Origin of the sequence: Pseudomonas sp. stari2, assembly GCF_040760005.1 — a bacterium.
Taxonomy (GTDB): domain Bacteria; phylum Pseudomonadota; class Gammaproteobacteria; order Pseudomonadales; family Pseudomonadaceae; genus Aquipseudomonas.
The window spans coordinates 3,462,808-3,484,393 of record NZ_CP099760.1; the positions used below are offsets into that span (position 1 = coordinate 3,462,808).

A 21,586-nucleotide genomic window follows, 5' to 3' on the forward strand; every position below is an offset into this window, starting at 1 on the left:
AGTAAAGAAAGCGGCGCATCACGCGCCGCTTTCCTTCTTCACATCACGCTACGATGTCGCTGATCGCCGCCTGGCCAACGGTGCTGACCTGGAAGTCCGCCACGCCGTGCCCGGAGAAGTCAACCGACAGCAGGCTGTTGCCGCCCGAGGAGGTCAGGATGGCATCGCCCGCCGCACCGGTGAAAGCGCTGACGAAGTGCAGGCCTGCACCATTGGTGATCGCGCTCAGGTCGATTTTGTCCAGACCGCTGACAAAGTCGAGGATCTGATCGATCGCACCCGGCTTGGAATCGGAACTGGCTGCGAACACGAAAGTGTCCGAACCCGAACCGCCCCACAGCTTGTCGGCACCGCCGCCGCCCCAGATGATGTCGTTGCCGGCACCGCCCTTGAGCTCGTTGGCTGCGCTGTTGCCGATGATCAGGTCGTTGCCCGAACCGCCGATGGCGTTCTCGATGGTGACGCCCTTGGCGATGGACACGTTGCCCACCAGGCCGCCAACGTCGGAGAACGAGGCTTCATTGAGGTTGATCTTCTGGTTCTGGGTGAAACCCGAGAAGTCGAAGGTGTCCTTGCCGCCCGCATCCCAAACCGAGAACACCAGCTTGTCCGACGATGAAGTCGCGCTGAGGAAATCGCGACCGGCGTTGGAGTTGAAGCCGTAGGTGGTGTCACCGGTACGGGTGGACATGTTCGCGCCGTAGAGCTTCTGGATTGCTGCGATGTCATCCAGCAGCGGGCCCGAGGCATAGGCTTCGACACCGCCCTTGCTGAAGTTCTGGCTGGTATTGCTTTCACTCCAGTAACTCATGAGGCTGTAGCCGCGGGTGTCTTGCCCGTAGGAAGCATCCTTGTACGTCGGATTGCCTTCGCCGGCGTTGTAGTCGCCAGGGTGAGACAGGCCCAGGGTGTGGCCGATTTCGTGGGTCAGCGTCTGACGCCCGTAATTGTTCACGCCTGGGTTCTTGTTGACGTCGTATCCACTGCCGGTCAGGTACCAGGATTGACCGTCATAGCCTGGCTCGGTGCCTGGCAGGAAAGCGAATGCCGCCGCGCCTTCCTGACCGCCGCTGTAGTTACCGAAGGTCATGTGGCCGTCGCCACCCTTGGCTGCTTCGGTAAAAGTCACGTTGGCGACATCGGCCCAGGATTGCATGGCGAGCACCGCCTGGTTTTTTTGCAGGGCACTGAACTGACTGAAACCGGTGACGCCCAGGCCGCCGAAGTTGGCCGTCTTGGAGGTCAGAAAGGTGTAGGTCAGTTCGATCTTGCCGCTGCCGTCGAGGTCGTGCCAGGAGGCACCGTCACGCAGCAGTTGGGTTGCGGCTTGATCCACCGAGAAGGAGGGTTTGCCATTGACCGTGAGGTTGCCGCCACGATCGTACTGATGGCTGAAGCTATTGATCTGGTTGAACGCCGAGCTTGGCGCCGCCAAAGGTGCCGCGTTCAGCTGGAAAGCCTGTTCGGCGGTATCAATAGCATTAGCTTTTACTTTCGACATAAACACACTTCCTTGTTTAGCAATGGAACAGTTTTTGTCCGATAGCGACAACCTCTGGCGAGATTGTCCTATCACTCGCCCAATGAAGGCGTAAGAAACCTGACACAATTTGAAATCTGTCGTCTAGCGATTTTTCGAGATCAAATTGAACTGTTCCGAGAAAGTCCCGTAAACAAAGCGCGTGCCGCTAAAAGAATGTTGTAAGCGTGGTGAGTTTGCCTAATTGTCTGACGATTTCTTATTTAAATATTAAATATCGGTAAGTTACTTTTTGTTAGCCGCGTCTCACTTCTCTGCACTTTATTAGTGCGGTGCCAGCGAAGTGACATCAAACAAACAAACACAAGTTACAGGCGTCATATACCGCTGTCGGAGCGGGGAAAAAACCGCTCCGACAGATTTTTCAGCTGCCGGTGCGGATCTTGTTCCAGACGCGAGTGCGGATCCGGTCGATGTTCAGCGGCATGGCTTCCAGCGCAAACAATTTGCCCATCATTTCCGGGCTCGGATAAACCTTGGTGTCGTTCTTGATCGCCGGGTCGATCAGGCTGTCGGCCTGTTCGTTGCCGTTGGCGTAGTGCACGTAGTTGCTGATCCCGGCCATCACGTCGGGCTGCAGCAGGTAGTTCATGAAGGCGTACCCGGCCTTGGCGTCCGGCGCATCGGCGGGCATGGCAACCATGTCGAACCAGATCGCGGCGCCCTCCTTGGGAATCGCATAACCGATATCGACGCCGTTCTTGGCTTCTTTGGCGCGGCTTTCCGCTTGCAGGATGTCGCCGGAGAATCCGACCGCCACGCAGATATCGCCATTGGCCAGGTCGCTGGTGTACTTCGAGGAATGGAAGTAGCTGACGTACGGCCGCACTTTCATCAGCAGGGCTTCGGCCTTTTTATAGTCTTCGGGATTCTTGCTGTGATGCGGCAAACCCAGATAGTTGAGTGCCGCCGGCAGCAATTCCGGGCCGTTGTCGAGGATCGCCACGCCACACTTCTGCAGTTTTTCCATGTTTTCGGGCTTGAAGATCAGGTCCCAGGAATCCACCGGCGCGTTATCGCCCAGTACGGCCTTGACCTTGGCGATGTTGTAGCCGATGCCGGTGCTGCCCCACAGATACGGGAAGCCATGTTCGTTGCCCGGATCGTTGGTCTGCAAGGCCTTGAGCAATACCGGGTTGAGGTTCTTCCAGTTCGGCAACTGGCTCTTGTCCAGTTTCATCAGCGCCCCACCCTGAATCTGCCGCGCCATGAAATGGTTGGATGGAAAAACCACGTCGTAACCGGATTTGCCGGTCATCAACTTGCCGTCGAGGGTTTCGTTGCTGTCGTAGACGTCGTAGGTGATGCCGAGACCAGTGGCCTTTTCGAAGTTTTTCGCGGTATCCGGCGCGATGTAGTCGGACCAGTTGTAGACCTTGACCGTTTCCGCTGCCTGAGCAAGGGACGCGGCGAGCATCAAGGGGGCGAGAGCGAGGGTCTTTCGGATCATGGATCGATTCCTGTATTGGCTATTGTTGTTGGCAGGCAATCAAAAGGATCAAAGCGTCAGAAAATCAGGACGTAGGTCTTGCGCACGGTCTCCTGGATGTCCCAGATACCGAGTGTGTTGGCCGGCAACATCAGTGCGTCGCCACCTTGTATGTGCAGGATTTCGCCGCCACCGTCCGGAGTGAACGTGCAGCGCCCGGAAATGAAGTGGCAGAACTCCTGGGCGGTGATCTGCCGCCGCCAGCGACCCGGGGTGCACTCCCAGACGCCGGTTTCGACGCCGTCGTCGCGTTCCACGCTGGTGGTCGAGGCAATCGCCACCGGTGTGCCGAGCGGCACAGCCACCGGGTTGGACTCATCCAGTTGCAACGTGGCGGTGTTCTTGAATTGGGTGATGCTCATGGCGTTACCTGTCTCGTAGTAAACAACGTTTAGTGCATGAAACCTTCCATGAACCCGGCCACTCGACTGGCTAGCTTGCGCCGCCAGGGCGCGGTTGCCGGGTTGGCCAGGGTCTGGTCTTCGTGGACGAAGCTTTTGATGATCGCGTTGTAGCCGAGCCAGCGGCACGGTTCCGGCTCCCAGGCCCGCAGCGCATGGATTCCACCGTCCGGCAGCACCCAGGGCTGATGCACCAGTTCGGTATCGCGCTCGAGGATCAGATCGGCCAGGGTGCGGCCGCCCAGGTTGGAAGCACCGACGCCCTCCCCGCCATAACCGCCGGACAGCGCGATGCCGTTGGCCCGGTCGCAGAACATGTGCGGCTTGAAATGCCGGGACATGCCGAGATTGCCGCCCCAGGCGTGGGTGATCGTGGTGTTTTTCAGCTGCGGGAACAGCTCGCCGAACAGATAGCGCCGCAGTTCCACTTCATCCCGGGTCAGATCGAAGTTGTGGCGCAACTGGCCGGCGAACTGATAGCCGCCACGGGCGCCAAAAATCAGCCGGTTATCGGCGCTCCGCTGGCCGTAGGTGACTTGGCGGCTGAACTCACTGAAGGCCTGGCCACGGTTGAGGCCGATTTCGTCCCAGGTCGCCGCCGACAATGGTTCGGTGGCGACAATCAGACTCTGCACCGGCAATTGATAGCGACCCAGCGGCGGCAGCGTCACCGAATAACCTTCGATGGCCGGGACGATCCAGCGACTGCGAACGCTGGCCTTGTCGGTGCGCAAACTGCCCGACTGCCAATGGGTCACGGGACTGTTTTCGTAGATCTTCACGCCCATGCCCTGAACGGTCCGGGCCAGGCCGCGCACCAGTTTTGCCGGCTGAATGGTTGCCACATGGGGTGCGTAGATGCCGCCATAAGGCTTGGCGACGCGAATCTGCTGCGCCAGTTGCTCAGGATTGAGCCAGCGATAATCGTCGTCGGTCAGGCCTTGGGCGTGCAGTTTGTTCAGATACTCGCGCAGGCTGGCTTCCTGCTCGGGATAGCGCGCGGCGCAGTAAAGCACCCCGCCCTTGCGGTAATCGCAGTCGATGCCTTCGCGCTCGAGGACGACCTCCACCTCATCGGGAATGCTGTGCAGCAGATCGAATGAGGCGCGGCGTTGTGCTGGCGACAGGCCCGCCAGCAGGCGATCCTCGCCCAGCAGATTGCCCATCAACCAGCCACCGTTGCGGCCGGATGCGCCAAAACCGGCGGTTTGCGCCTCGACAATGGCAATGTCCAGGCCTGGCGCGTGTTTCTTCAGGTAGTACGCGGTCCATAACCCGGTGTAACCGGCGCCGATGATTGCCACGTCGACGTCAAGGTCTTGTTCCAGCGCCGGGCGCGCCGTGAGCGGCTCGTCAAGTTGGTCCATCCACAAACTGATAGTGCGCCACGCCGGCATGCAAGACTCCGCCAATCCAGATTTCGATGGCGTCGATCCTAGTGGCTGACCTCAAGGACTGTCTTGCGCGCGTGTCCGCAAAGAAATTTGTTTGGCATAAGCCTTGGGCGACTGGCCGGTGTGCTGGCGAAAACAGCTATAAAACGCCGAAATCGAGTTGAACCCGGCGGCGAACGCCAGTTCATCGATGCGCAGCGGCGGCGTGGCGTTGTCCAGCGATTGCAGCAAATGCTGGAGCCGCGCCTGATTCACGTAGCGGTAGAAGCTCTGCCCCAGCACCTGGTTCAGCAGATAGGAAATCTGGTTGCGGCTGTAACCGCACTCCTTCGCCACCCGCTGCAGGTCCAGTTCGGGATCGAGGTACGGCTGCTGACGCTGGAAATACTGCTGCAGGTCTTCGGCCATGAAACTCAGCTGGCGTGGCGACAGGCCCAGCCGGCTCGCCGCCGGACGCTGACTCGGCGTCGAGCTACTGGAGCCCTGCTCGCGCACCAGTGACGCGTATTCGTTGACCCGCCAGATTTTCGCGTCCTTGACGGTAATCGCTTCGCTGGAACGGAACGACACCAGGCCATTACCGCCACGCAGGGTCACTTCGTATTGAATGAACGCCGTGTTGCCGTCGATGCGGATCCGGTCGCAATGCTCCAGCGCTTCGTCGGATTCACGGGGCATGCTGACGCGAACGTACTCGCGCAGTTCGTCGAGGCCGAGCACGCGGTTCTGGAAAAAATCGTTGTACTGAATGTCCGGATGGTAAAGCGCCATGACGCCATCCAGATCCCGGTGTTTCCAGCACAGGTGATAGCGCATGACCGTTTCGGCCGTGGCCGGGGTCTGCTGCGGGCCGTCATCATCGGCGTGCATAAGGGACTCTTGGCAAAAGAACCGAGCTTGCCCAACTTCGGGCCCGGCATCAACAACCCGGACGTGATGGCACTTTGGCGACAATTTCATCAGCCGTGACTTACATCAAAAAAATCCCGGCAATCGCCAAACGGCCTGAAAATTCTCACGGGTTTTTCACATCCAGATGCTACTTTTAAGGACAGTCACCGGTTGAGCCAATGAAGGCTCTTCCCACCTACCATGAGCAAACGGAAGCGCTCGATGAAGAAGGCGGGCAACACATGAACAAAGGTTCAAGCAAGGTCACGTTCCCCAATGCCTGCCAGCTGATGCGCTGGCATTTTCATCCCATGGGTTTCGAAGCCACGATGGACGCACCGGGCAGCATGATCGCCCGCCTGTTCGATCGGGCCAGCGGCGAAACCCTGATCGCCATTGCCGGCATTCCCTGTGCCACGGTAATGAACGCAGCGGATGTCGAACGAATAATCGAAGCCGTGGAGGATGAGCTTGAAGCTTTTGTTCCTCCAGAGTCCCTCAGGAGTTATGCCTAACTTATTGATTAAAAATAAAAAGCCCGCTGCGTGCGGGCTTTTTTGTGGGCGATCGGTTCAGGCGGTTTTCTTTTCCGGCCGATGATCGATGAAGAACAGCTTCCCCTTGGCGACCCGATCGGACGCGCGCGGCATGTTCACTGCCTGGCCGTCCTGCGGCTCGACGTACCAGTAGCAATGACTCACCGCCCGGGTGATGCCGACATAGGCCAGGCGCAGGATTTCGTCCTTCTGCGCGGTGTCATAAGGCTCGTTGTCGCCGGCCTTGCCCAGCCCGGCCATGCGGTAGACCTGATTTTTATACGGCGAACTGGTCAGGTACTGACAGTCACCGAGCAGGAACACCGCATCGGCCTGCAAGCCTTTGGCGCTGTGATAGGTCAGCTGCTTCAAGCGCCGGGACTCGTATGGCAAGCTCGAATCAACATTAACTATCGACATAATATGCTGTTCTATCAATAACTTATCGCTACTTTTTCGATAAAGCATCAGGATGGAATCGCCCTTTCTGTAGTGCTCCGCCAAGCGCTGGCCGAGTGCCTGATCGTCGCGTTCCAGTACGTTGACCGGTTGTAGCAGCTTCTCCTCGCCGCTGGCCTTGGCTTTCTTGCCGGGAATCGCCGGCGCGGCACGGACGATGTGCTCTGCCGCATCAATGATGTGCTGATGGCTGCGATAGTTGTCGCTGAGCATCACCCGCGTGGTGCTCGGCGATGAGAACTCCTTGTTGAACTCCATGAAGTAGCTCGGCGAGCTGCCGCGCCAACCGTAAATCGACTGCCAGTCATCGCCCACGCACAGCAAGGATGAACGTTGTGCCCCGCGCCCGACATGCATGGCCGGGCCACGGCTGCGGATCTCCGCAAGGCTGGCGCGTATCCACGAGACAATCTGTGGCGATACATCCTGGAATTCATCGATCATCAGGTGCGACATGGGCCGCAGCAGTTCATCGCTGAGCAGTTTGAGGTTTTCCGGCGAGTGCTCGCTGAACAGCGCGAACATACGATTGTAGGTCATGACCGGTGGCTTCTGATCGAGCAAATGATCTTCCAGCGCGCGCCAGAACAGGCTCAGCGCTTCAAAGAAAAACCGGTCCGGATCATCCTTGGCGAAACTCATGCGGCCAACGGCGTCCGGTACATCCAGGCCCAGGTTTTCGATAAAGCCGGCGGCGGCGACAAAACAGTCCAGCAGCGGCGCGGATGCGAGCTCGCCCTTGACCTTGTAATCGAAGCCCGGCCCAGCACTGGCATCCCCTGCCAACGTGGCTAGCACACGTCTAGACGATTCGTAGGTATCTAGCCAAATCAATGGTTTACGGCAGAAAGCTTGAAACAGGGTGCGTTTTACAGCCCACTCTGCGCGGACCGTCAACTTGGCGTTGGGGCGGCAGACTTGCGGGTTTTCCTTCGGATCGAAGCCCAAAATGACCCAGGCATCGAGACTCGGGATGTAGCCATGACAGTGAAAGGTCGCGCCGTTGATCTCAAACGTCTGACGATTCGGCTCGACCCCTTTGATCGGCCAGGCACCGGCGCGAAACCACAGATCCTCGATCACATCGCATAGTTCTTCGTCACGCCTGGCCGCCAGTTCGGTCACTGCCACGCGCTTTTGCACGTCCGGGTGATCGCGCTCCAGTTCCTTGAGCTGCAGGGCATGTCGGGACAATGGCTGGATCAATTGCCGGAAACGCTCGTCTTCGGTGTAGAGCCGGAGATAGCAGGCGTTGAGCTGCTGGCGCTGGGCGTCATTGATCCGCAGATCGAACGGATTGCTGTCGACGTCATCGTCTCCGCCCTGCGGCCGGAGGCTGAGGTTTTCAAAAGCCTGCAAACGCTCGAACCCCGGCAGGCTGCGCACCATCGGCAGAATTCGCGAATGGAAGGTGCGCACCAGATCCCGGGCGGTTTTCTGGCTCAGCGTCTGACCCCACAGGGCAAACAGTTGGATCAGTTTATTGATGAAATCCTTGCGTGACTCCCGGGTGAAAGTCACCACGGTCATCGAATCCAGCTCAAAGCCCAGGTAATGCGTCAGCAGCAGAATGCGCAACACCAGCGTGGTCGATTTGCCAGCCCCCGCCCCGGCGACTACCGACGTTGACGGCGTATCGCTGAAGATCATCTTCCATTGCGCCACGCTCGGCTGAGCGTGGGCCGGCAGCAAGCGGGCAACGTCAGCCTTGATGCGCTTCTTCAGTTCGGCAGTCAGCGGCAGGCGCCAGTCATCGAACAGGTGATTGTCGATCCCCGGCGCACGATGTTCAGTGCTGCGGCTGTCGCGGATCAACAGGACCTGACGGCCTTCTTCCAGCCCCTCGGCCTTGCCTTCCTTGTAGCCGTAATCGAACCCGGCGGTGTGCCCGCTGCGAAAGCCATCGGCCTGACCGTGCAGCCAGGATGCCCGATGCTGAGCGCGCAATTGCGTCAGACCATGCCCGAGGAAACGCGCCGCCAAGCGTTTGAACCACGGCATCTCGGCCAGGGGACGAAGTTCGGGAGGAAGATCGGGGGTGTGTTGCGCCACGCTGACGGACTCCAGAGGCTGAGGCTGTTGAGGACTATGGTGTCTGCATTTGCCGTTGAGTTCTAGCGAAATGCTTACAGGTCATTGAGTTAGGCGATGAACTGAAGGCTGCATGAGAGCGTTTCGAGTTTTATAACATCAGTCAATTCGATGGGAATGCGGCACTTTTTACGCTTTTTCTCGATTATTGGTTGATAGATGATGCTCGCCATCAATCACCGGTCTCGCTTCGTGGCCACGGCCGAAACGCCCCATGACGAACCTTTTGAGGAGAAGATCATGCTTGAACTCAGACCCTTCAGCTCGCTGGGCGGCGCCCATCACGGCTGGTTGGATGCCCATCACCATTTTTCGTTCGCCGAGTACTACGATCCACAGCGCATGAACTGGGGCAATTTGCGGGTGTGGAACGACGACATCATCGCCCCGGGAACCGGTTTCCCTACTCACCCGCACCGGGACATGGAAATCATCACCTATGTGCGTGAAGGTGCGATTACCCACCAGGACAACCTGGGCAACAAGGGCCGCACTGAAGCCGGCGACGTTCAGGTGATGAGCGCCGGCACCGGGATCGCCCACAGCGAATACAACATGGAAGCGACCGCTACCAAGATCTTTCAGATCTGGATCATGCCGACCGAAACCGGTGCACCGCCTTCGTGGGGCGCCAAACCGTTCCCCAAAGGCGAGCGCGAAGGCTTCGTGACCCTCGCCAGTGGCAAAGTCGGTGACGATGAAAGCCTGCGCATTCGCGCCGATGCACGGTTGGTGGCAGCCACGATCAAAGCCGGGGAAACCGCCGAGTATCGGCTCGATGCCGGACGTCGAGCCTACCTCGTGCCTGCCACGGGTGTGATTGAAGTCAACGGCTTGCGTGCGCAAGCTCGAGACGGTGTCGCGGTGAGTCATGAGCCGGTGCTGACCGTCACGGCCATCGAAGACAGTGAAATCGTGCTGGTGGACCTGGCCTGATTGGCTGAATGACGGGCAAAAAAAGGGCGACCTCTGAGGTCGCCCTTTTTTATTCAGCGCGGATTACTTCGTGGATATTGCACCGTCCACGAGGGTTTGTGCTTCGGCCACCAGTTGCTTGAGGTGGACGTCGCCGATGAAGCTTTCAGCATAAATCTTGTAGATGTCTTCAGTACCCGAAGGACGCGCAGCGAACCAACCGTTTTCGGTCATGACTTTAAGGCCGCCAATGGCCTGATCGTTGCCCGGCGCCTTGCTCAGAATGCTCTGGATCTTCTCGCCCGCCAGTTCGGTCGAGGTGACTTGCTCCGGCGACAACTTGCTCAGCAGGGCTTTCTGCTCAGGGTTGGCCTTGGCGTCGACACGCACCGAGAACGGCTCGCCCAGCTCGTCGGTCAGTGCGCGGTAGGCCTGGCTTGGGTCGCGCCCCGTACGGGCAGTCATTTCAGCGGCCAACAGGGCCGGGATCAGACCATCCTTGTCGGTGCACCAGACGCCGCCGTTCTTGCGCAGGAACGATGCGCCGGCGCTTTCTTCACCACCGAAACCCAGCGAGCCATCGAACAGACCGTCGGCGAACCACTTGAAGCCGACCGGCACTTCGTACAGGCGACGGCCCAGACGCTTGGCCACGCGATCGATCAGGCCACTGCTGACCACGGTTTTACCCACGGCCGCGTCGGTGCGCCACTGCGGACGGTTCTGGAACAGGTAGTCGATCGACACTGCCAGATAGTTGTTCGGTGCCAACAGGCCGCCGGACGGGGTAACGATGCCGTGACGGTCGTGATCCGGATCGCAGGCGAACGCGACGTCGAAGCGTTCCTTGAGGCCGATCAGGCCTTGCATGGCGTGGCTGGACGATGGGTCCATGCGGATCTGGCCATCCCAGTCGACGGTCATGAAGCGGAACGTCGAATCGACTTCCTTGTTCACCACATCGAGGTCCAGACGATAGTGCTCGGCAATGGCCGACCAGTAGCGCACCCCCGCTCCACCCAGCGGATCGACACCCAGACGCAGTTTGGCACCACGGATGGCATCGAAATCGATGACGTTGATCAGGTCGGCAACGTAGGTGTTGACGTAATCGTGACGATGCGTGGTCGCGGCTTTCAACGCCTGCTCGTAACCGATGCGTTTCACACCAGCCAGTTTGTTTGCCAGCAATTCGTTGGCCTTGGCTTCGATCCACTTGGTGATGTGGGTGTCGGCCGGGCCACCGTTGGTTGGGTTGTATTTGTAGCCACCGCTTTGTGGCGGGTTGTGCGACGGCGTGATGACGATGCCGTCAGCGAGGCCGGTGGTGCGGCCGCGGTTGTAGCAAAGAATGGCGTGGGACACGGCTGGTGTCGGGGTGTACTCATCGCCTTCAGCGATCATCACAGTCACACCGTTGGCTGCCAGCACTTCCAGGGCGCTGGCCCCGGCCGGCGTCGACAGCGCATGAGTATCGATGCCGACAAACAGCGGGCCGGTAATGCCCTGGGCTTCACGATACAGGCAGATCGCCTGACTGATGGCCAGAACGTGCCACTCGTTGAAGCTCAAGTCGAAGGAGCTGCCACGATGCCCGGAAGTACCAAACGCCACACGCTGTGTGGAAATCGAGGCGTCGGGTTGGCCGGTGTAATACGCCGTTACCAGTCGCGGGATGTCGACCAACAACTCTGCTGGTGCCGCTTTGCCCGCAAAAGGACTGAGTGCCATGCAAAACCTCTGAATAGAGTGGTTCAAGAAATTACAGCGGAGTTTACTGGCAGTTTGACCGTAGTGCGATGGGATCTATCCAGTGCATCTCCGATGTTTTTTAACAAGTCAGTCGCATGGAGCCAAGCGCAATGCATCGCCGAGCAAGCCGACAACCCCTGCCAGTTCGGGCCCACTGTTCCCTATCGCGCTCAGGCGCATGTGTTGCCCATGCATGCCTTGGGTGCTGAACAGCTCTCCCGGCGCGATCAGCACGTGTTGCTTGAGCAGGCGTTGAAACACGGATCCCATCACCACTTTACGCGAAGAGCGTACCCAGACCGTCGCGCCGCCCTGCGGCTCGTCGATGTGCAGCGCATCGCCAAGCCCTTCGCGTAACAACTCGATCAACTGCCTACGGTGCTCCTTGAGCAAGCGCTTGAGCACCGGTAAATGCTGATCAACGCGGCCGCTGGCATACAGTCGGGCAATGGCTTTCTGGCGAATCGGCGACAGGCGAAACGAGCGCAGCAAAAAATGGCGTTGCAAGTCGGCACGCCACTGGCGAGCAAGCACAAAGCCGTAAGGCGCTTCAACACCGATAACCTTTTCAAACGTGGAGAACACCAACAAGCGATCCGGATCCAGCAGGTCACGCAGAGGTCGACGCTCAAGATCGTCGCCAAGCTCGCTGTAACTGTCGTTTTCCAGCACCCACGTGCCGTGGAGCCTGAGCAGGCGTGCTATGGCTTCCCGATTGTCCGCAGGCATCAGGCTGCCTTGGGGCATGTTCAGTTGTGACGACAGCAGGATCAGCCTCACCGGCTCGGTTTCCAGCAACAACTCCAATTGCTGTGGGTCGAGCTCCCCATTGGATTGCACAGGCAATTCGATCACCCTCACCTCGGCAGACTGGAGCAAGCGCAATATCAGCCAGTCGCAAGGTGATTCGACCACAATGGTTGCATTACGCAGTTCAAGGACGGCAATCAGGATCTCCAGCACCCCTCTCACATCCGCACCGATATAGACGTCTTCGGCATGCCAGCAATGGGTTGGCGAAGAGGTGTAACGAGCGGCGAGCAGCAGGCGCAACTCCAGCTCACCACAAGGTTGAGCCGGTGCCTGTGATGGACGGGGATACTGACGCATCAGCTCACGCTCGAGCATCAGCAAAGGACTGTCCAGCGGCTGAATCGAAGCCGGATCGTCGGCGCTTAACACCCGCATGCCAAAGCATCTGGCATTGACGTAGACCGTCTCCAACAGATCATTGCCTCGGCCGAGTACCATGACCGTGGATGCCGGCTGTGCGAAATACCCGGATTTGGCCACGGAGTAGACCCGTCCTTCTTTTTCAAGCAGCGCGTAGGCGTACTGGATGGTCGATATCGATACGTTCAGCCGTTCGGCCAGTTGCCTGAGGGAAGGCAGTCGAACTGCCCCTTCACCACCAGGCTCGTCAATCAACTGAACGAGATAACGATAGACCCCCTGATAGGCGAAATCGGTTTCACGCGACGCGTTCATGAACGGTCGTCCGCAAGCGTCCGTTTGTACCCGCGCGCGACGCCCATACTCAACCTTCCGCCGAACGGTCGCCCACGGCAACCTCACTGTTCGCCAGATCCGGAGCGGGTGTTGCCTGCTCGGCCATTTGAATGGAATCCATCGCATCCATCGCATACAGCCGGCTGATCAGGCGTACGGGCAAGCCACTGACATCGACCATCCATTGCAAGACCTGTTCCGGCGCGTGGAGACCCTGCATCGCGCGATGCAGTTCCGGCATGGCAACCAGCATGCCTGGGTGGCAGGTACGCAGGAAATGTTCAAGGCCGGCCGCGTGATCGATGAAAGGAGCAAACAAGAGACAAACCAATTGCGACTCATTGAGCCCGAAGTTTTTTTGCAATACGGCTGAGGCCTGTGCTCGATGCTCGCTCAGGTCCGACAGATTGCCGAACGCCGCCAGAAACCGTTCGCACGTTTGCTCGGGGACGCTCTTGCGGCGCATCGACACCAGGCAGCGCTGCAGGTACTCCGACACCCCGGCCTCATAGTTGCGTCCGCCAATGCAACTGGCCTGCAAGCCGCTGATATGGGCCGCGACCACAGAGTCCATTGACTCACCGGGCCCGGTCTCAAGCCACGGTTCGTCAGCCTGAAAACCGAGAAAATCGCTTAGCAAAGGCCACCGCTCTTCCATCCTGCCCACAACCATGTCATCGATACCGATGTAACTGGTGCGGCGACAGGCTTCGAACTGACCGAGCGGACGCCAGGGCAACAAATCGGCTTGCGCGTGGAGTTCCCGGTAGCAGTCACCTCCCATGCCGTCTAGTAGAGTGAACAATTCCTCGAACCCGGCCGCCCTTTTCGGCAGTGCGCCAAGACCGGCCTTCTGTGCGGCGCGATGCAGCCCGTGCAGAAAGTGCTCCTGTCTATGGACCGGGTCACTGCTGACCAGCGCATCGACACCGTTGTTCCAGCGAGCAACCTGTCCGTAGAACTCGGCCGTGGCCAGATACGTGTCGTCCCATAGCTCCAGGCTCTCGCGCCTGCTTCGGCGGTGACCAATCATCAGCAGATTAATGCGGTTTGCCTCGCGACCATCGTCGGTAAGGGGATCTTGATGATTGAACGGCAGAACCTCTCGATTATCGATCATCAACAGCTCGACCCGTGGATCGTCATACAGAAAGAGTGCGCTGAAGCTGCGATGCATGTTTTGCAATGCCGACACAGGGGTAGCGCAACCGCGCAGAGTCGCAACCCTTAGCTGAAAGGTGCCTGGAGCGCGTCCGGCGATACTCAGTTGTGCTGCGCGTAACAGGGCCAGGCTGTAACAGCAGTCACGAGTACCGGACTGAGTCACCAGCACCTTGAAGTCGCCGATACGATCCATACCGCCAGCGGCCACCGCCAATCGCTGAATCAACAACTGCAACGCCGTGCGTTCGGCACGGGAAAAAAAGCTCAGCAATCGTTGCAATACTTGCTGGTAGACATAATTCATTGCCTGGTCATGGATCGTGCTCATCAGTACTTCACCCAATATCAAAGGTTTTATATCGCGCAGCCACGAATGCCGAGCGCGCAATCATTCTTCATTAATTAATAGACGCTGAAATGCTAACACTTAAGGTTTTGTAGTTATTTGAAACAGTTGGACTTGCAACAATTAATGCTTATGACCAACACAGCGCAAAGCCCTGGTTTTACTGGCCTTTCTCGAAAGAGTAGTTTTCCTAGGAAAATTCTTACAATGGCCTGCGCATGATGAGCACAAGAAAAAAAGAAGGGATTACATGACCGACCTACAGCAATTAAACAAAAACTGAAATATCGACCATCCCCTATCGCTTGATATTGCGTTGAGTAAACAGAATGCACAGACATAGCTCATTCCCTGAGATGAAAGTAGTCATTCAATTATCAGGGTCTGAAGGGCGATTAGAAGATACAGATCAAGAGTAAAAACCAGTTCAGTTGCTGAACCTCCCCAGGCATCGGGCCCGGGGTTTCTCTTGGTCTGAAGGATGGAACGCACAAGAGTCCGTGGGGCCACGGACTCTGATTACAACGGTCAGGCAGGTTCGACTTGCAGGGCGACCCGCTCGCGGCAAGGGCATTCGTCCATGTAGCGGTGTGCTTCGACAAACTCGTTGAACGGGAAGACCCGGGTCTTGAGCGGAAGCAGCACGCGGTCGGCTGTCAACTGGTTGATGTCACGCAGGGCGCGTTGCAAGGCGACGTGATCCTGGACGATACCCAGCTCCGGCTTCCCGGTGAAGTTGCCGATGCAGTGCACGAAGAACTGGATGTTCTTCTGGAACGCTGCGCAGGCCGGGAATGGCGTCTGGTTGCCACCCTGCAGGCCATACAAAACCAGGCTACCGCGAGGTGCCAGCACATCACCCAGCAGCGACATCTGTGGCCCGCCGAGACCGTCGAACACGACATTGACGCCGCGGTTGTCGGTGATCTTGTTAATCCGCATCAACAAGTCTTCTTCTTCGGTGACGATGACTTTCTCGGCACCGAGGGACAGCAGGTATTCGCGCTCTTCCGCAGTTTTCGTGGCGGCAATCACTCGCACACCCAGCGCCTTGCCCAACTGGACAAAGGACGGACCGGCGCAATGACTGGCGTCGGTGACCAGAGCAAACTGCCCGGGTTTGACGCGTGCCAGATCGACGTAACCGAAATAGGCAATCAACAGCGGCGTGTAATGCACGCTGGCTTCGATCGGGTTCAGCACGTCCGGATAACGGGTCAGCGCGGTACGAGGCAGAACGATCAGTTCGCCATAGACCGGATAGTCATTGGGACTCTCGGCCGGGAAGCTGGCCACCTTGTCACCGACGATCAGGTCTTCGACACCGTCGCCAATGGCGGTGACCACACCAGCCATTTCATGGCCCAGGCCCGAAGGCAGGCGAGCCTGTGACGACGCCAGGTTCTGACGCCAGAGCGTGTCATACCAGCTGATGCCGATCGCCTCGACACGCACCTGCACTTCGCCAGGACCTGGCTGAGCGGCCGCATGCTCTTCGCATTTGAGCACCTCGGCCGGACCAAACTTGTGAAAACGGATCGTGCGGGACATCGCAAACCTCGTCAAAGTAACCTCTAATGCCCTGAACTCTATCTGGGCTTTCCAGCCAAGACTATCAGTGGCTATTAATAGTCGACATGCCTGTCATTGATTCCGCAGTATGGCCAGCATTGAGCAAATCCATGAAAAAACTGCTGCATCCATCTCAGTAAAGCTGAATTACCCGGTGCAGACTACCAGCCTTTCCCCGTAAGATTCATGCCGGCCATTGTTCTCATATGGTCGCTCTCGTCAAGCTTGATGACTCTGCCAGGACTCCAGATGAATCGTAATGACCTGCGTCGTGTCGACCTGAACCTGTTGATCGTATTCGAAACGCTGATGCACGAACGCAGCGTGACCCGTGCTGCGGAAAAGCTGTTTCTCGGCCAGCCAGCGATCAGCGCGGCGCTTTCACGCCTGCGCGGTCTGTTCGACGATCCGCTATTTGTACGTACCGGGCGCAGCATGGAACCGTCCGCCAGGGCAGTGGAAATATTCGCCCTGCTCTCGCCTGCCCTCGATTCGATTTCGACAGCCGTCAGCCGCGCGGCCGAATTCGACCCGGCCACCAGCACTTCGGTATTCCGGATCGGCTTGTCGGACGACGTCGAATTCGCATTGCTGCCGATGCTGCTCAAGCGCCTGCGCGCCGAGGCGCCCGGAATCGTGCTGGTGGTCCGTCGCGTCAACTACATTCTCATGCCCGGCCTGCTCGCTTCTGGTGAAATCTCGATTGGCGTCAGTTACACCACCGACCTGCCGGCCAACGCCAAACGCAAAGTGTTGCGCCGCAGCCAGCCAAAACTGCTGCGCGCCGATACCGTGCCGGGGCCGCTGAGCCTGGACGATTATTGCGCCCGCCCGCATGCGCTGGTGTCGTTCGCTGGCGACCTCAGTGGTTTTATCGATGAGGAACTGGAAAAACTCGGACGCAAACGCCACGTAGTGCTGGCCGTGCCGCAGTTCAATGGATTGAGTACATTGCTGGCCGGAACCGACATTGTCGCGACGGTGCCGGATTACACCGCTGATGCGCTGACGTCTGCGGGTGGTGTGCGCGCAGAAGATCCGCCGCTGCCGACCCGTACGTTTGAACTGCACATGGCCTGGCGTGGGTCGCAGGATAACGATCCGGGAGAGCGTTGGTTGCGGTCGCGTATTCAGATGTTTTTTGGGGATCCGGACAGCCTCTGACAAGCCTTTCCGAAACCGCTTTGCTATCGGTAGCAAAGCGGTTCAAGAACTCAAGCAGAAACCCCGGGCTGAGCAAGCCGATAGACCGACAGGCAATAAATCAACAACGCCAACCCCGCCAGAATCCCGCCTACAACCCCGACATAAGCAAAACCAAACTGGCTCCCCACCCAGCTCCCCATCAACGCCCCGCCACCAATGCCGATGTTGTAGATCCCCGAAAACAGCGCCATCGCCACATCGGTCGCGTCAGGCGCCAGCACCAGAACTTTGGACTGCAACGCCAGACCAAATCCCATGATCGCCATCCCCCAGAAGATACTCAGCGCGCACAGGTATGAGACCTTGCCGTTCAATGGCAGCAGCAACGCCAGACACAACGCGAGCAACGACACGGCGACGATCAGAAAGCGCTGCGGGCTGTATCGGTGCAGCCAGCTGAACAGCAGCGATCCGAAAATCCCCGCGCCGCCGAATAACAACAGAATGAGCGTGACCGTCTCGCCACTCATGCCCGCCACGACCTGAACGAACGGTTCAATGTAGCTGTAGGCAGTGAAGTGAGCCGTCACAACCATCGCGGTCAGGATGTAAATCGCTACGAGCGCCGGTCGCTTCAACAACAAGGGCAGACTTTTCAGTGATCCCGAGTTCTGGCTGGGCAACAACGGCAGAACCCTGGCCAGCCAAAACACCAATGTTGCCGCCAACACAGCGATCGCAATAAAGGTGGTTCGCCAGCCCATCGCCTCGCCCAATATCCGGCCGAGGGGAATGCCCAACACCATCGCCAGGGAGGTGCCGGTTGCCAGCAAACCCAATGCCTGGACCTGCTTGCCCGGTGGCGCCAGTCGCACAGCCAGAGAAGCGGTGATGGACCAGAACAATGCATGGGATAACGCCACGCCGATCCGGCTCAGCAACAGGACGGCGAAGCTGGTCGCCAGACTCGACAGGATATGACTGACGATGAACATCGCAAACAGCACGATCAACAGCTTGCGCCGCTCGACGTTGCGCGTCAGTAGCATGATCGGCAGCGACGTCAGAGACACCACCCACGCATAGATGGTCAACATCAAACCGACCTGAGCCGACGTCATGTCGAAGCTGCTGCCGATCGAACTCAACAAACCGACAGGGACAAACTCTGTAGTGTTGAAGACAAACGCAGCGAGTGCCAGCGCAATGACCGCATGCCAATTGCCGCTGGTTGTAGTCGTAGAGTTGCTCATTTGAATGTCGTGCCCATCTGTCGGTTTTGCGTACACCAATTGCCGGAAAGCCTCAGACGACAGGTGGTTCGATGGCGACTTTACTATAAAAGCAACGGCGACTTGTCCGTCGCGTGGGAAACCCTCATTCACGCTCAAGACTGAAATGCCTGAACAATTCAATGTCTACACCACCACGTATTACAGCGAGCTGTTCGGAGGGGTATGCATGTTGCCCGACGATTACGCGGGCGATCCGCAGCCTGATAGAAAAGAGTTCTATGCCGATGCCCACGCCACGCCTTTCACTTCCGAGTTCGAGATAGCGGTGAGTCGCAAGGTCGGAGATTGTTTCTTGGTGCTCAGTGGCATTGATTTCAATATCGGTGGTCACTCTGCGACAGACGAAAAAACGATCGGCACGTCCTCGGTCGGCCTCAAGGTTGAAACATTCCTTGGGGAGAATGAAAAACTGGCGACACGAATCGATGAGCAAATACTCGCCGTGCGTTGCCATTGGCAAGATCCATCGTCTGATCGTTCCCTCAAATCCAGTCTTCACTGCCGAGGGCTGGACGCCAATGGCAACGAACGCAAGGGGCCGGAACTGGGTATGTTGAAAAACAGACAGCTTCAAGGTCTGACGTTGCGCTTGAAGGTCAGTGTGGACGATGAACCCGGAAACTCTGGCTCATGAGTAATGGCAAAGTGCCTAATGACAAAACCGGTAATAAAGTTTAATTTAGCGCCGCCTCGACCGACGGAAGGTCGGGCATTCGCACTCAGTTAAGGAAAACGATGGCAATGGTCTATTGTCGTGCTTGCGCCAAGGAGCTACACGAAACGGCGCTCACCTGCCCCCAATGCGGGGCTCCTCAGCAGGCCTCAGTGCCGCAAACGCAAGCCGAAATGCCTTGGCTGGCCATCGTTTCGTTGATCCTCGGAATTATCAGCGCACTCACCCTGTTTGATGATTCCGAATGGGACAGAGACGCGATTGTCGGAGTGGGAATTCTCAGCCTCGCGGGCCTCATTTGCGGCATCGTCTGTATCAACCAAAAACACTCAGGAAGAAACCTCGCGATTGCCGGCATTGTTTTGTCAGGTATTGCCGCGTTTGTTTTGTCCTGTTTATCGATTGAATAATTTTAGGGAAAAAATATGAGCATGGTTTTCTGCCGCGGTTGCGCCAAGGAAATTAGCAGCCTGGCCGTGGCTTGCCCTCAGTGCGGGGCACCTCAGGCGACCCAACAGTCCTTTGCAAGTGGGCCTGCCATTGCAACGGGCAACCCCTACCTGGAAGCACTGAAGAACTACGCCGAATTCAAAGGCCGCGCCACTCGCCGCGAATACTGGATGTTCGTTCTGATCAACATGGGCATCTGCATTGTCATCGGTGTTCTCGATGCGATGCTCAATACCAAGGGTGTCCTTTACAACCTCTACAGCCTGGCGATGTTGTTGCCGAGCATCGCGGTAGGTGCACGCCGCATGCACGACACCGACCGTAGCGGCTGGTGGTTGCTGCTGCCGATCGTCAACCTGGTGTTTCTGGTGCAAGACAGCCAGCCAGGTCCGAACCGTTTCGGGCCGAACCGCAAAGGCATCAACTGAGTCACTGCGCTACACGTTGATCGAGACGGCCACCATGGCCGTCTCTTTGTATCTGCCGTACAGAATGCTGTTTGACCTCATCCTTGCAAGTCGCGCAATACAGATTTGTCATCATTTCATTTGATAGCCCCCTAACGAAAGGTGCATGCTAGAGGGCTTCGCTCGGTCTTATATCATTCCGAATGATAGTTACCTTCGTGTCATTCGATTCGTTTGCTATCTACCTGCCGAGCATCATCCGCCCATCTTCAATACATTGGCGGATGCATCCATGGAACAATCACTCAAACATTTGCGCTTCCCGTTGGCTCTGTTGGCCGTGATGGTGATGAGCGCCTGCGGCAAGACTCCAGAAACCGCAGCCGCCATGCCTGCTGCCAAGGTCAGTGTGGCCAAGGTGCTGGAACAACCGGTCAACGAGTGGGACGAATTCACCGGGCGCCTCGAGGCACCGGAAACCGTAGAAATTCGTCCACGGGTCTCCGGCCAGATCGACGAAGTCGCCTTCACCGAAGGTGCGCTGGTCAAGAAAGGCGACCTGTTGTTCCAGATCGACCCGCGTCCGTTCCAGGCTGAGGTTCGCCGCCTTGAAGCTCTCGTAGCCCAGGCTCGCGCCAACGCCACCCGCAGTGAAAACGAAGCCGGCCGTGGCGAACGCCTACGTGCCAGCAACGCCATTTCCGCCGAACTGGCTGACTCGCGTACCAGCGCTGCACAGGAAGCACGTGCCGCTGTCGGCGCCCTGCAAGCACAACTGGATCTGGCCAAACTGAACCTGAGTTTCACCCGTGTAACCGCACCGATCAGTGGCCGCGTCAGCCGCGCCGAGATCACCGCGGGCAACCTGGTGACCGCCGACACCACTCCGCTGACCAGCGTTGTGTCCACCGACAAGGTCTACGCCTACTTCGACGCCGACGAGCGTGTGTTCCTCAAATACACCCAACTCGCCCGTCAAGGTCAGCGCGGTGCAACCACTCCGGTGTACATGGGCCTGTCCAACGAAGACGGCAACCCGCACCTGGGCCAGATGAACTTCGTCGATAACCAGGTCAACCCGAAGACCGGCACCATCCGTGGTCGCGCCGTGTTCGACAACAGCGACGGCACCTACACCCCAGGCCTGTATGCACGCCTGAAACTGGTCGGCAGCGGCACCTACAACGCCATGTTGATCAACGATGAAGCGGTCGGTACCGATCTGGGCAAGAAGTTCGTGCTGGTGATGGATGGCGACAACAAGACCGCCTACCGCGCCGTAGAACTCGGTCCGAAGATCGAAGGCCTGCGCATCGTGCGTAGCGGCCTGAACAAGGACGACACGATCATCGTCAAGGGTCTGCAACGGGTTCGCCCTGGCTCCCCGGTCACGCCTGAAGTGATCCCGATGGCCAGCGAGCAAACCATTGCTGCACTGGCTCAACAACGACAAGCGCTGGAAGCCAGCAACCTGCCCAAAGTCGCACCAGCCAAAAGCGCGACTGGATCGGTTGTGAAACTGGCTGCTGCGACCCCACGCGGTTAAGGGACGACAA

Annotated in this window: 18 protein-coding genes; 7 read left to right on the forward strand and 11 right to left on the reverse strand. The window is 58.1% G+C overall.

The window, feature by feature from the left end; genetic code table 11:
- Positions 1–43: 43 nt before the first annotated feature.
- From NH234_RS15580 to NH234_RS15600, 5 genes are all read right to left on the reverse strand, one after another.
- Positions 44–1,501 (reverse strand): serralysin family metalloprotease, encoded by a 1,458-nt coding sequence (locus NH234_RS15580; RefSeq protein WP_367253301.1) that lies wholly within the window; start codon positions 1,499–1,501, stop codon positions 44–46.
- 403 nt (positions 1,502–1,904) lie between these two features.
- Entirely contained in the window at positions 1,905–2,990 is a 1,086-nt protein-coding gene (locus NH234_RS15585) for a polyamine ABC transporter substrate-binding protein (protein WP_367253302.1), read from the reverse strand.
- Positions 2,991–3,046: 56 nt separating this feature from the next.
- A complete protein-coding gene (locus NH234_RS15590; protein WP_085731013.1) occupies positions 3,047–3,391 on the reverse strand; it encodes a cupin domain-containing protein in 345 nt (114 codons plus the stop codon).
- Positions 3,392–3,420: 29 nt separating this feature from the next.
- Positions 3,421–4,827 (reverse strand): NAD(P)/FAD-dependent oxidoreductase, encoded by a 1,407-nt coding sequence (locus NH234_RS15595; protein ID WP_367253303.1) that lies wholly within the window; start codon positions 4,825–4,827, stop codon positions 3,421–3,423.
- Between the two features lie 51 nt (positions 4,828–4,878).
- Positions 4,879–5,694, reverse strand: coding sequence for an AraC family transcriptional regulator (locus tag NH234_RS15600; RefSeq protein WP_085709809.1), 816 nt, complete (start codon positions 5,692–5,694; stop codon positions 4,879–4,881).
- A 263-nt stretch (positions 5,695–5,957) separates the two neighbouring features.
- Between NH234_RS15600 and NH234_RS15605 the strand changes: the two genes are divergently transcribed.
- Positions 5,958–6,230, forward strand: a complete 273-nt coding sequence (locus NH234_RS15605; protein ID WP_096820481.1) for a DUF1652 domain-containing protein — start codon at positions 5,958–5,960, stop codon at positions 6,228–6,230.
- A 57-nt stretch (positions 6,231–6,287) separates the two neighbouring features.
- Here NH234_RS15605 and NH234_RS15610 read toward each other — a convergent pair whose 3' ends face one another.
- Positions 6,288–8,762, reverse strand: coding sequence for a UvrD-helicase domain-containing protein (locus NH234_RS15610; protein WP_367253304.1), 2,475 nt, complete (start codon positions 8,760–8,762; stop codon positions 6,288–6,290).
- A 279-nt stretch (positions 8,763–9,041) separates the two neighbouring features.
- Between NH234_RS15610 and NH234_RS15615 the strand changes: the two genes are divergently transcribed.
- Entirely contained in the window at positions 9,042–9,737 is a 696-nt protein-coding gene (locus NH234_RS15615) for a pirin family protein (protein ID WP_367253305.1), read from the forward strand.
- 63 nt (positions 9,738–9,800) lie between these two features.
- Here NH234_RS15615 and pgm read toward each other — a convergent pair whose 3' ends face one another.
- The 4 genes from pgm to NH234_RS15635 form a co-directional block, all read right to left on the reverse strand.
- Positions 9,801–11,447, reverse strand: a complete 1,647-nt coding sequence (pgm, locus tag NH234_RS15620) for a phosphoglucomutase (alpha-D-glucose-1,6-bisphosphate-dependent) (RefSeq protein WP_367253306.1) — start codon at positions 11,445–11,447, stop codon at positions 9,801–9,803.
- Between the two features lie 108 nt (positions 11,448–11,555).
- Positions 11,556–12,956 carry a PLP-dependent aminotransferase family protein gene (locus tag NH234_RS15625; protein WP_367253307.1) on the reverse strand — a complete coding sequence of 467 codons (1,401 nt, stop codon included), beginning with the start codon at positions 12,954–12,956 and terminating at the stop codon, positions 11,556–11,558.
- A gap of 49 nt (positions 12,957–13,005) precedes the next feature.
- On the reverse strand, positions 13,006–14,469 hold the full coding sequence (locus NH234_RS15630; protein ID WP_367253308.1) for a hypothetical protein: 1,464 nt from the start codon (positions 14,467–14,469) through the stop codon (positions 13,006–13,008).
- Between the two features lie 546 nt (positions 14,470–15,015).
- Positions 15,016–16,038 (reverse strand): zinc-dependent alcohol dehydrogenase family protein, encoded by a 1,023-nt coding sequence (locus tag NH234_RS15635; RefSeq protein ID WP_085731020.1) that lies wholly within the window; start codon positions 16,036–16,038, stop codon positions 15,016–15,018.
- 270 nt (positions 16,039–16,308) lie between these two features.
- Between NH234_RS15635 and NH234_RS15640 the strand changes: the two genes are divergently transcribed.
- On the forward strand, positions 16,309–17,223 hold the full coding sequence (locus tag NH234_RS15640) for a LysR family transcriptional regulator (RefSeq protein WP_085709803.1): 915 nt from the start codon (positions 16,309–16,311) through the stop codon (positions 17,221–17,223).
- 50 nt (positions 17,224–17,273) lie between these two features.
- Here NH234_RS15640 and NH234_RS15645 read toward each other — a convergent pair whose 3' ends face one another.
- Positions 17,274–18,458: a sugar transporter gene (locus NH234_RS15645; protein WP_367257189.1), complete on the reverse strand. Its 1,185-nt coding sequence runs from the start codon at positions 18,456–18,458 to the stop codon at positions 17,274–17,276.
- Positions 18,459–18,603: 145 nt separating this feature from the next.
- On the opposite strand from NH234_RS15645, the gene NH234_RS15650 reads away from it, so the two are divergent.
- The 4 genes from NH234_RS15650 to mexE all read left to right on the forward strand — a co-directional run bounded on the left by NH234_RS15650 (position 18,604) and on the right by mexE (position 21,576).
- Positions 18,604–19,134 carry a hypothetical protein gene (locus NH234_RS15650; RefSeq protein WP_085731022.1) on the forward strand — a complete coding sequence of 177 codons (531 nt, stop codon included), beginning with the start codon at positions 18,604–18,606 and terminating at the stop codon, positions 19,132–19,134.
- A gap of 101 nt (positions 19,135–19,235) precedes the next feature.
- Positions 19,236–19,583 (forward strand): DUF4190 domain-containing protein, encoded by a 348-nt coding sequence (locus tag NH234_RS15655; protein WP_085731023.1) that lies wholly within the window; start codon positions 19,236–19,238, stop codon positions 19,581–19,583.
- 15 nt (positions 19,584–19,598) lie between these two features.
- Positions 19,599–20,051 (forward strand): DUF805 domain-containing protein, encoded by a 453-nt coding sequence (locus tag NH234_RS15660; RefSeq protein ID WP_085731024.1) that lies wholly within the window; start codon positions 19,599–19,601, stop codon positions 20,049–20,051.
- Between the two features lie 271 nt (positions 20,052–20,322).
- On the forward strand, positions 20,323–21,576 hold the full coding sequence (mexE, locus tag NH234_RS15665; protein WP_085731025.1) for a multidrug efflux RND transporter periplasmic adaptor subunit MexE: 1,254 nt from the start codon (positions 20,323–20,325) through the stop codon (positions 21,574–21,576).
- Positions 21,577–21,586: the final 10 nt, after the last annotated feature.